Source organism: Acidaminococcus sp. CAG:542 (genome assembly GCF_000437815.1).
Taxonomy (GTDB): domain Bacteria; phylum Bacillota; class Negativicutes; order Acidaminococcales; family Acidaminococcaceae; genus Acidaminococcus.
Window position 1 is genome coordinate 1 of sequence record NZ_FR902050.1, and the last position, 10328, is coordinate 10328.

Here is a 10328-nt window from a genome sequence, read left to right on the forward strand (position 1 = left end):
TGCGCCTGCGCAATGGTGGTGGGTTAGCAGCGAGGGCTGCGTTTCTGTTCAAGACCATTTGCCGTGGGACGGAAGCCGACCGTCCCCCCTCTTCCCCTCTTTACTCCACCCTCCGCGGAAAATCGTGAAATCCTTGTGGATTCCTTCAGTAACATTGAAGCCAGTGAAAATTTATCGTATAATAAATTGTAAACTCCAGCTGATCAAGCAATTCCGGAGTCTCTAAGAGAGGAAGGTTGTTATTTATGCGTATTGTTATGACTATCGTCGGTGTGGACAAAGTGGGGATCATCGCCAAGGCAAGCACCCTGCTGGCTGACAACAATGTGAACATCCTGAACATCAACCAGAACATTGATGACGGATTCTTCAATATGGTTCTGATCGGTGACCTGGACAACGCGCAGGTTTCTGTGGAAGACCTGAAGGAAAAGGCCACCGCCCTGGGCAAAGAACTGGGTCTGGAAATCCGGGTCCAGAGCGAACAGATCTTTACGGCCATGCACCGGATCTAAGGAGGCCCATCCATGTTCTACGAAATCAAAGACGTACTGGAAACCACCCGGATGATCACCCAGAACAACCTGGACGTGCGGACCATCACCATGGGGATCAGCCTCCGGGACTGCGCGGATCCGGATGTGAAGGTCTGCGCCCAAAAGATCTATGACAAGATCACCACCAAGGCTAAAGACTTGGTGAAGGTGGGGGAACAGCTGGAAGGGGAACTGGGGGTGCCCATTATCCACAAGCGGATCTCCGTCACTCCCATTTCCCTGGTGGGGGAAGCCTGCCAAACCGACAGCTACGTGCCTCTGGCCAAGGCCCTGGATGACGCGGCCAAAGCCGTAGGGGTCAACTTCATCGGCGGCTTCAGCGCCCTGGTGGAAAAAGGCTATACCCACGGGGACCGGACTCTGATCAAATCCATCCCGGAAGCCCTGTCCACCACGGACATCGTGTGCTCTTCCGTGGCCATCGGCTCCACCAAGGCCGGCATCAACATGGACGCGGTCCGGGAAATGGGTCAGGTGGTGAAGGAAACTGCCCGTCTCACCGCGGACCAGGATGCCCTGGGCTGCGCCAAACTGGTGATCTTCTGCAACCCGGTCCAGGACAACCCCTTTATGGCCGGGGCCTTCCACGGGGTCACCGAACCGGAAACCGTCATTAACGTAGGGGTATCCGGCCCCGGGGTAGTGAAGCACGCCCTGGAAGCGGTCCGGGGAGAAGACATCGGGGTGGTGGCGGAAACCATCAAGAAGACTGCCTTCAAGATCACTCGGGTGGGCCAGCTGGTGGCCCAGGAAGCGGCCAAACGGCTGAACACCCAGTTCGGGATCATCGACCTGTCCCTGGCCCCCACCCCGGCGGTAGGGGATTCCGTAGCCCACATCCTGGAAGAGATCGGCCTGGAATCCTGCGGCTGCCCGGGCACTACGGCGGCCCTGGCCATGCTCAACGACGCGGTGAAAAAAGGCGGCCTGATGGCCTCCAGCTACGTGGGCGGCCTCAGCGGCGCCTTCATCCCTGTGTCTGAAGATGCGGGCATGATCGCGGCAGTGGAAAAAGGGTCTCTCACCATCGAAAAACTGGAAGCCATGACCTGCGTGTGCTCCGTGGGCCTGGATATGATCGCCGTCCCCGGTGACACCACCGCGGAAACCATCTCCGCCGTCATTGCCGACGAAGCAGCTGTGGGCATGATCAACAACAAGACCACCGCCGTCCGGCTGATCCCTGTGCCCGGCAAGAAGGTAGGGGACAAGGTGGAATTCGGCGGTCTCCTGGGCTATGCTCCCATCATTGCCGTGAATTCCTTCAAGCCTGATGTGTTTATCCATCGGGGCGGCCGGATCCCGGCACCGGTACGGAGCCTGACCAACTGATGAGAAAGAAAGAACGGGTCCGGGCCATCCTCCAGAAACTGGAGGAGACCTACCGGGGCCAGGGCACGGCCCTCCATTACCGGACCCCCTTTGAACTGCTGGTGGCGGTGGTACTCTCCGCCCAGTGCACCGATGAACGGGTGAACAAGGTCACCGCCCGGCTGTTCCCGGAACTGGACACCCCGGAAAAACTGGGGGCCCTGACCCAGGAACAGCTGGAAGACAGGATCCGGGACTGCGGCCTGTTCCGGTCCAAGGCCCGGAATATCCTGGGTCTGTGCCGGAAGCTGGTGGAAGACTTCCATTCGGAAGTGCCCCAGGATATGAAAAGTCTCCTGAGCCTGCCGGGTGTGGGCCGGAAGACCGCCGACGTGATGCTCAGCGTGGCTTTCGGCCAGCCGGCCATCGCCGTGGATACCCATGTGTTCCGGGTGGCCCACCGGCTGGGACTGTCAGAGGGCAAGGAACCCCTGGCAGTGGAACAGGACCTGATGGAACTGATCCCCCGGGCCCAATGGGGGGAAGCCCACCACTGGTTCATCTGGCACGGCCGGAAGGTGTGCAAAGCCCGGAAGCCCCAGTGCACCCAGTGCCCTGTAGTGGACCTGTGTCCTTCCCGTGTCCTCTGACCGGGGGAACGCGGACGGAAAAGCGACGGAAATCTTGATGGAGTAAGGTGAGAAGCAATGGCAAATGTCTACGACGCAATAGCAGCCTTTTACAACAACGACCCTGGCTGGGACCAGGTGCTGGCCCGGACCGATGCGGAAGCCTATTTCCGCCATCTGGCCTGGCAGGGCAGCACCGATGCCGCCATGCAGCATCAGTGGAACCAGCTGCTGATGCTGTGCATCTACGCAGAGAACGGAGAAATCAATCTGTATGAAATGACAGAAGATGACATTGTGGATCTGGTGGCCTGGTGCGGCCGGAACGTGGTGGATTTCCAGGTGTCCTGTGAATCCGTCCGGGACTTTCTGGATACCCTGGGGTCCTTCTACCTGTTCCTGAAACAGGAGGGACGGATCGCCAGCGCCCTGGCCCCCCGTCTGGCGGCCCAGCTGCTGCTCCGGGACGACGGCACCCTGGGGATCATCGACCAGTACGGGGACTACCTGCCGGGAGAAGAGGACCGGGAGGCCAGAAGCGCCCCGCCTCCGGAAGGCCAGGTGTTCCTGAACGCCTGGGAAGCGGTCCGGGGGATCATGGAAGAGCTCCGCCGGTTCTACCAGAAGGAGGAATTCGACGGGGATTTCCAGCGGGCCCTGACCCTGTATGAACAGGCCCTGGGCATGCTGGACCTGGAAAACGACCCGGGCGAGGACTTCTGGCAGGGGTTCTGGGATTATTTCCTGATGGATTACCACCTGACAGGCAACGACCTGACTCCCCTGGAAATGTTCCGCCAGTGGGGAGACACGGACCATCCCCAGATGGTCAACGAACTGAGCACCGGCTTTTTGGCCCTGTTCACCGTGGAGGACATGATGGACAACAGCCGGTTCCTGTGCCGGGATTTCCTTACCGGGGATATGTACAACCTGAATTTCCATCTCACCGGGGATGATCCGGTGGGGGACCGGGTGATCCTGGGCCATGTGTTCTACAACCGGAGCATGGGCATGAATTGCCTCCAGAGCCGCACCCTGCGTCCCCTGGCCCGGAAACGGCTCCGGGAACTCCTGGAGGAATGTCTCCGGTGGTACGATGTCCAGTGCCCGGGGGCGGACTGGCCCCAGTTCATGGCCCGCCACGGACTGGTGTGCCGGAGCCTGCTGCTGAAAATGGCCCGGAACCCGGCAGCCTGCCGGTTCCCCTATGAAACCAGGCAGCAGGGCTATATCCCCGGCCCTCTGGCGGAAGACATGGACATGGTGGAGTGCCTGGCCCAGGAGATCCTCCTGGTGGGAGACCGGGGCCAGAACGACGTAAGGCTGGTCCGGCACATGTGGGAGGATTTCCGGGAAGGGTATCCTGCCCTGTACCAGTACGAGCCCCAGGTGTGGGCGGCGGCCCTGGTGGAGAATTTCCTGGAGATCAACGAGAAGCGGGCGGCCCGGAAACTGCCTTTCCTGGCGGAAATCGGGGGAGTGCCCCACCGGGATCTGACCCGTGCCTATACGGAAATCCGGGACCGGCTGCAGCTGGAGCCTTCGGATCCCCGGTATCTCAACGAGATGGGGTTCCTGATGATGTTTTCAAGATATGCGTAGGAGTAGTAGACCATGATCTGTAAACACTGCGGATTGGAATATCCCGATGACCTGGAAGCCTGTCCAGGCTGCGGCACCCCTAACGAGGATGTGGAAGCCCAGGTGATGAGTGCGGAAGAACGGGATGCCTTCGACGGGATGACCATTGAAACGGGCACCGAAGAAGAACCCCGGGGAGACTGGAAGGTGTACGACCAGGAGGATATCCGGCGGCAGCAGGAAAAAGCCGCCAAAAAGGAAAAATGGCGGTCCCTCTGGGAACTGGTGAAGCTGAACGGCCGGCTGGTACTGGCGGCAGCGGCGGTGATCCTGGCCGTGGTGCTGCTTTTGCCCACCCTGGTGGGCTTCCTGCTGGTGGGACTGGGGGCTTTGCTGGTATGGACATTTTTTCGAAATTTTTTCATCCGATGGTAAAAAGCCAATTTTCAGAAAACCGGGGGCTTCCCTTTGCGCTATAATTAGTGTATAATCAAGTCCATAAGTAAACCCTGAATGCATTTTTCCTGATCCAACCAGTCCGGCAGGGTCCTGGAACCCTTACCTCATGGTCCTGCCGGGCTGATTGACACTGTTTGCTTCAATTTCAAAACTAGAAGGGATGGTTTGAAAATGCGTGAAGTTGTCATTGTAAGTGCTGTAAGAACGGCTATCGGTAAGTTCGGCGGAAGCCTGACCCCGCTGTCCGCTCCTCAGATGGGCGCCATTGTTATCAAGGAAGCCCTGCAGAGAGCCGGCGTGAAACCGGAAATGGTGGATGAAGTGATTATGGGGAACGTGCTCCAGGCCGGCCTGGGCCAGAACCCTGCCCGTCAGGCCGCCATCTTCGCCGGCATGCCGGTGGAAGTCCCTGCCTTCACCGTGAACAAGGTCTGCGGTTCCGGTCTGAAATGCGTGGAACTGGGTGCCCAGTCCATCCTGGCCGGGGACAACGACATTGTAGTGGCCGGCGGTATGGAAAGCATGTCCAACGCTCCCTTTACCATTCCCGGGAAATCTCGCTGGGGCCTGAAAATGGGCGACCAGAAAATGATCGACGTGATGATCCGGGACGGCCTGTGGGATGCGTTCAACGACTACCACATGGGCATCACCTCTGAAAACGTGGCTGAAAAATTCGGCGTTACCCGGGAAGACCAGGATGAAGTGGCCGCCCGCAGCCAGGCAAGAGCCATCGAAGCCATCAAGAGCGGCGCTTTCAAGGAAGAAATCGTCCCTGTGACCATTAAAACCAAAAAAGGCGAAAAAGTCTTCGATACCGATGAATTCCCCAGAGAAGGAACCACCATGGAAGTCCTGGCCAAACTGCGCCCGGCCTTCAAGAAGGGCGGCACTGTTACCGCCGGCAACGCTTCCGGCCTGAACGACGGGGCTGCCGCTCTGGTACTGATGACCGCTGACAAAGCCAAGGAACTGGGTCTGAAGCCCATGGCCAAGATCGTTTCCTACGCTTCTGCCGGTGTGGATCCTGCCATCATGGGCATCGGGCCCATCCCTGCCAGCCGGAAGGCACTGGCCAAAGCCGGTCTGGAAGTGAAAGACATGGATCTGGTGGAAGCCAACGAAGCTTTCGCAGCCCAGACTGTGGAAGTAGGCCGTGAACTCCAGCTGGATTGGGACAAGACCAACGTAAACGGCGGCGCCATCGCCCTGGGTCACCCCATCGGTGCATCCGGTGCCCGTATCCTGGTCACCCTGCTGTATGCCCTGAAACACAGAAACAAGAAACTGGGCCTGGCCACCCTGTGCATCGGCGGCGGCATGGGCACTGCCACGGTTGTGGAAATGCTCTAAGAAGTTCAGGGAGCGCTGCTTCCTGAGCGGGGTTCCCTTTCATCATCTATCATTCAAAAGGAAAGAGGTACAAATACTATGGATTTCAACCTGACTGAAGACCAACAGATGATTAAGGACATGGCTGCGGAATTTGCTCAAAAATTCCTGGCTCCTACCGTTGAAGAAAGAGACAAGAACCATATCTGGGATCGGAAGCTTATCGACAAGATGGGCGAAGCCGGTTTCTGCGGCATCTGCTTCCCGGAAGAATACGGCGGCATGGGCCTGGACGTACTGAGCTACATCCTGGCTGTGGAAGAACTGTCCAAGGTGGATGACGGCACCGGCATCACCCTGAGTGCCAACGTTTCCCTGTGCGCTACCCCGATCTACATGTTCGGTACCGAAGAACAGAAACAAAAATACCTGGCTCCCATTGCAGAAGGCACCCATGTAGGGGCTTTCGGCCTGACCGAACCTTCCGCCGGGACCGATGCTTCCGCTCAGCAGACCACGGCTGTGCTGAAAGGCGACAAATACATCCTGAACGGCTCCAAGATCTTCATCACCAACGGCAAAGAAGCTGATACCTATGTGGTATTCGCCATGACCGACAAGAGCCAGGGTGTACACGGCATTTCCGCCTTCATCCTGGAAAAGGGCATGCCCGGCTTCCGCTTCGGCAAGATCGAAGACAAAATGGGCGGCCACACCTCCATCACTGCAGAACTGATCTTTGAAGACTGCGAAGTCCCCAAAGAAAACCTGCTGGGCAAAGAAGGGGAAGGCTTCAAGATCGCCATGGAAACCCTGGACGGCGGCCGTATCGGCGTAGCTGCTCAGGCCCTGGGTATTGCTGAAGGCGCCCTGGCTGCTGCCGTGAAATATTCCAAGGAACGGGAACAGTTCGGTCGGCCCATTTCCAAATTCCAGGCTCTCCAGTTCATGATGGCTGACATGGCCACCAAGATCGAAGCTGCCCGGTATCTGGTATACCATGCCGCCATGCTGAAGAACGAAGGCAAACCTTATTCCGAAGCTGCCGCCATGGCCAAGTGCTTCGCCTCCGACGTGGCCATGGAAGTGACCACCGACGCTGTACAGATCTTCGGCGGCTACGGCTACACCGTGGACTACCCTGCAGAACGGTACATGCGGAACGCCAAGATCACCCAGATCTACGAAGGCACCAACCAGGTTATGCGGATCGTAACCTCCCGTGCCCTGCTGAAAGACAAGAAAAAATAATCCCTTCTGAAAAGAAGGACCATGAGGAGGGCTGGTTTTTTGCCAGCCCTTCCTTTGCACAGAAGGAATTTCCGAGAAGTCCTTCTGTGGATGCAGGATTTCTCACTATACCAACGTAAAGGAGATTTTTTGTTATGGAACTGCAGAAAGTTATGGTTATCGGCGCTGGCCAGATGGGCAGCGGCATTGCACAGGTCATGGCTGCACATGGTGTGGAAGTGACCCTCCGGGACATCAAACAGGAATTCGTTGACCGGGGCATTGCCAAGATCGAAAAGAGCCTGGACCACAGCGTGGCCAAAGGCCGGATCACCGAAGATGACAAAAAAGCCACCATGGCCCGGATCCACGGGGTTGTGGATCTGACTCCCGAAGCCTGCGATGTGCATCTGGCCATCGAAGCCGCTACGGAAAACATCAAGATCAAACAAAGCATCTTCAAGGAACTGGACGAAAAGATGCCCAAAGACGCCATCATCGCCAGCAACACCTCTTCCGTTTCCATTACCATGCTGGCTGCCGGCACTTCCCGTCCGGACAAATTCATCGGCATGCACTTCTTCAACCCGGCTCCTGTGATGAAGCTGGTGGAAGTGACCAAGGGCCTGGGCACATCTGAAGAAACCTTCCAGAAGGTGTACGAACTGGCCAAAGCCCTGGACAAGACCCCTGTAAAGGTCAACGATGCTCCCGGGTTCGTGGGCAACCGGATCATGATCCCCATGATCAACGAAGCCATCTTCACCCTCAGCGAAGGGGTTGCCAGCGCTGAAGATATCGATGCTGTGGCCAAACTGGGCTTCAACCATCCCATGGGGCCTCTGGCTCTGTCCGACCTGATCGGCAACGATACGGTCCTGGCCATTATGGAAGTGCTGTACAAGGGCTTTGGGGATCCCAAATACCGTCCGGCTCCTCTCCTGAGAAAGATGGTGGAAGCCGGCTATCTGGGCCGGAAGACCGGCAAGGGCTTCTACGACTACAACAAATAAGCTGAATGGTGGTGTCAAACCATGTATGACTACAAAAATCTGCTGGTGGAAATTGCGGACGACGGGGTGACCACGGTTACCGTGAACCGTCCCAAATACCTGAACGCCCTGGATACCCCCACCCTGGTGGAAATGAAGGACTGCTTCGGGAAACTGGCCACGGATCCGGCGGTGAAGGCTGTCATCATCCGGGGCGCCGGAGAAAAGGCCTTTGTGGCCGGGGCTGACCTGAAGGCCATGAGCACCATGACTGCCGTGGAAGGGAGAGATTTCTCCAACCTGGGCCATGATGTGTTCGATGCCATTGAAAAACTGCCGGTGGTGGCTGTGGCCGCCGTCAACGGCTATGCCCTGGGCGGGGGCTGCGAACTGGCCCTGGCCTGCGATTTCCGTTTCGCTTCCACTACCGCCAAGTTCGGCCAGCCGGAAGTGAACTACGGGATCATCCCCGGGTTCGGGGGTTCCCAGCGCCTGGCCCGGCTCATCGGCAAAGGCTATGCCAAGGAAATGATCTACACCGGGGCTATGGTGGATGCGGAAGAAGCCCATCGGATCGGCCTGGTGAACCGGGTGGTGGAACCGGATCAGTTGATCCCCACCTGCGAAGAAGTGTGCCGGAAGATCATGAAAAAGGCTCCCATCGCCATTGCCAGCGCCAAGGATGCCATCAACCGGGGCCTTTCCATGGACCTGGATTCCGGTCTCAGCTACGAAGCCCAGGTCTTCGGGACCTGCTTCGCCACCTTGGACCAGAAGGAAGGCATGAAGGCGTTCCTGGAAAAACGGAAACCGGTGTTTATGAACAAATAAGGCTGCAGCGCAGCCTGTCAACGGTCAGCTGTCCACAGTCAGCGGCCGAAGGAAAGAACCCGCCTTTGCAGACGGGTTCTTTTTGTTGTGAGGGAAGAAAATGAAAAAACTCTGGTTTTGTATACTCTGTATTTTCCTGGTGGCTTTTGGGGGGATGATGCTGCGGCCCCGTATTCCTGAAGGGCCGGGGAGCGGCCAACCGGCGAAGTCGGACCCCATCACCGAAAAAATCGCTTCCATGACTCCGGAAGAAAAGGCCGGGCAATTGATGCTGGTGGGTCTGGAGGGCCGGACCCCTTCCCAGGCCTTCCAGCAGGAAATGAAGGACCATCCCTACGGTGGGGTGATCCTGTTCGACCGGAACATGGAAAACCCGGCCCAGGTAAAGGCCCTGACCGGCCGGCTCCAGGACCTGTCCGGGGATATACCCCTGTTCATCGGCCTGGACGAAGAGGGGGGACAGGTGGCCCGGATGAAGGATACCCTGCCGGCACCTCCTTCCCAGGCTGCCATCGGGGCCACCGGGAACCCGGATATGGCACAGAAGTGGGCGGCGGAAACCGGCCGTCAGCTGAAGCAGCTGGGAATCAACCTGAACCTGGCCCCGGTGGCGGACGTGGGCAGCGGGGCCGGCCGCAGTTACAGCAGTCATCCTGCCACCGCCGCCAAATTCGTGGAAAGGGCCCTGGCCGGATACCAACAGGTCCATCTCATGGCCTGTGTGAAGCACTTCCCCGGACTGGGGAAAGGACAGGAAGACACCCACAAAGGCCGGGTCACCGTCTCCGCCAGCCGGGAAACCCTGGAGCGGGAAGACCTGCTGCCTTTCCGGGAGGCCCTGGAAAAGTTCCCGGAATCCCGGTTCGCCATGATGGTGACCCATGTGGACTATCCGGCCCTGGATCCGGACTGGCCCGCCTCCCTGTCCCGGAAGGTCATGGGGGATCTGCTCCGGAACCGGCTCCATTTCGACGGGATCATTATGACCGATGATTTGACCATGGGGGCCATAGCCGGGTCCTGGCCCCTGGAAGAAGCGGCGGTGCGGGCCCTGCTGGCCGGGGCGGATCAGGTGATGGTGTGCCACGACCCGGAAGCCATCCGGAAGGTCCACCAGGCCATTGCCGCGGCCATCCGGGAAGGAAAGCTGCCAAAGGACCAGGTGGACCGGTCTTTGTACCGGATCCTGAAAACAAAGGAAAGCCTGTAACCGGGGAAAATATGGTATACTGGGCACAGTACAGTGAATGAATGGAGGTTTTTCAATATGAAGGAACCCTACAGCAGAAAAGAATCCGCCTGGGCGCGGATGGACGAAAAAGAACGGAAAGAGACCCTGGCCTACGGGGAACGGTACAAAGCCTTCCTGGACAAGGCCCGGTCCGAACGGCTGGCCGTAAAGG

10 protein-coding genes are annotated in these 10328 nt (G+C 58.3%); all 10 read left to right on the forward strand.

Annotation, left to right across the window (positions count from 1 at the left end):
* Positions 1-245 precede the first annotated feature (245 nt).
* The 10 genes from QVO43_RS03530 (at position 246) to QVO43_RS03575 (ending at position 10135) form a co-directional block, all read left to right on the forward strand.
* Positions 246-515 (forward strand): ACT domain-containing protein, encoded by a 270-nt coding sequence (locus QVO43_RS03530; protein WP_022487212.1) that lies wholly within the window; start codon positions 246-248, stop codon positions 513-515.
* Between the two features lie 12 nt (positions 516-527).
* Positions 528-1889 (forward strand): PFL family protein, encoded by a 1362-nt coding sequence (locus tag QVO43_RS03535; protein ID WP_022487213.1) that lies wholly within the window; start codon positions 528-530, stop codon positions 1887-1889.
* Complete coding sequence (nth, locus tag QVO43_RS03540; protein WP_022487214.1) at positions 1889-2518, forward strand: endonuclease III; 630 nt, start codon at positions 1889-1891, stop codon at positions 2516-2518. The genes QVO43_RS03535 and nth overlap by 1 nt, the downstream gene beginning before the upstream one ends.
* A 57-nt stretch (positions 2519-2575) precedes the next feature.
* Positions 2576-4102 carry a hypothetical protein gene (locus QVO43_RS03545; protein ID WP_022487215.1) on the forward strand — a complete coding sequence of 509 codons (1527 nt, stop codon included), beginning with the start codon at positions 2576-2578 and terminating at the stop codon, positions 4100-4102.
* A gap of 12 nt (positions 4103-4114) precedes the next feature.
* Positions 4115-4516 carry a zinc ribbon domain-containing protein gene (locus tag QVO43_RS03550; protein WP_022487216.1) on the forward strand — a complete coding sequence of 134 codons (402 nt, stop codon included), beginning with the start codon at positions 4115-4117 and terminating at the stop codon, positions 4514-4516.
* A 195-nt stretch (positions 4517-4711) separates the two neighbouring features.
* Entirely contained in the window at positions 4712-5893 is a 1182-nt protein-coding gene (locus QVO43_RS03555) for an acetyl-CoA C-acetyltransferase (protein WP_022487217.1), read from the forward strand.
* A 78-nt stretch (positions 5894-5971) separates the two neighbouring features.
* A complete protein-coding gene (locus QVO43_RS03560) occupies positions 5972-7123 on the forward strand; it encodes an acyl-CoA dehydrogenase (RefSeq protein ID WP_022487218.1) in 1152 nt (383 codons plus the stop codon).
* A gap of 134 nt (positions 7124-7257) precedes the next feature.
* Positions 7258-8115 (forward strand): 3-hydroxybutyryl-CoA dehydrogenase, encoded by an 858-nt coding sequence (locus QVO43_RS03565; protein ID WP_022487219.1) that lies wholly within the window; start codon positions 7258-7260, stop codon positions 8113-8115.
* Between the two features lie 21 nt (positions 8116-8136).
* Entirely contained in the window at positions 8137-8925 is a 789-nt protein-coding gene (locus tag QVO43_RS03570) for an enoyl-CoA hydratase-related protein (protein WP_022487220.1), read from the forward strand.
* A gap of 100 nt (positions 8926-9025) precedes the next feature.
* Positions 9026-10135 (forward strand): glycoside hydrolase family 3 protein, encoded by a 1110-nt coding sequence (locus QVO43_RS03575; protein WP_022487221.1) that lies wholly within the window; start codon positions 9026-9028, stop codon positions 10133-10135.
* Positions 10136-10328: the final 193 nt, after the last annotated feature.

Excerpts from the sequence above, each read along its gene's own strand:
- QVO43_RS03535 (WP_022487213.1), top strand. The coding sequence starts at position 528 with ATGTTCTACGAAATCAAAGACGTACTGGAAACCACCCGGATGATCACC.
- QVO43_RS03575 (WP_022487221.1), top strand. The coding sequence starts at position 9,026 with ATGAAAAAACTCTGGTTTTGTATACTCTGTATTTTCCTGGTGGCTTTT.
- QVO43_RS03555 (WP_022487217.1), top strand. The coding sequence starts at position 4,712 with ATGCGTGAAGTTGTCATTGTAAGTGCTGTAAGAACGGCTATCGGTAAG.
- QVO43_RS03570 (WP_022487220.1), top strand. The coding sequence starts at position 8,137 with ATGTATGACTACAAAAATCTGCTGGTGGAAATTGCGGACGACGGGGTG.
- nth (WP_022487214.1), top strand. The coding sequence starts at position 1,889 with ATGAGAAAGAAAGAACGGGTCCGGGCCATCCTCCAGAAACTGGAGGAG.
- QVO43_RS03550 (WP_022487216.1), top strand. The coding sequence starts at position 4,115 with ATGATCTGTAAACACTGCGGATTGGAATATCCCGATGACCTGGAAGCC.
- QVO43_RS03560 (WP_022487218.1), top strand. The coding sequence starts at position 5,972 with ATGGATTTCAACCTGACTGAAGACCAACAGATGATTAAGGACATGGCT.
- QVO43_RS03565 (WP_022487219.1), top strand. The coding sequence starts at position 7,258 with ATGGAACTGCAGAAAGTTATGGTTATCGGCGCTGGCCAGATGGGCAGC.
- QVO43_RS03545 (WP_022487215.1), top strand. The coding sequence starts at position 2,576 with ATGGCAAATGTCTACGACGCAATAGCAGCCTTTTACAACAACGACCCT.
- QVO43_RS03530 (WP_022487212.1), top strand. The coding sequence starts at position 246 with ATGCGTATTGTTATGACTATCGTCGGTGTGGACAAAGTGGGGATCATC.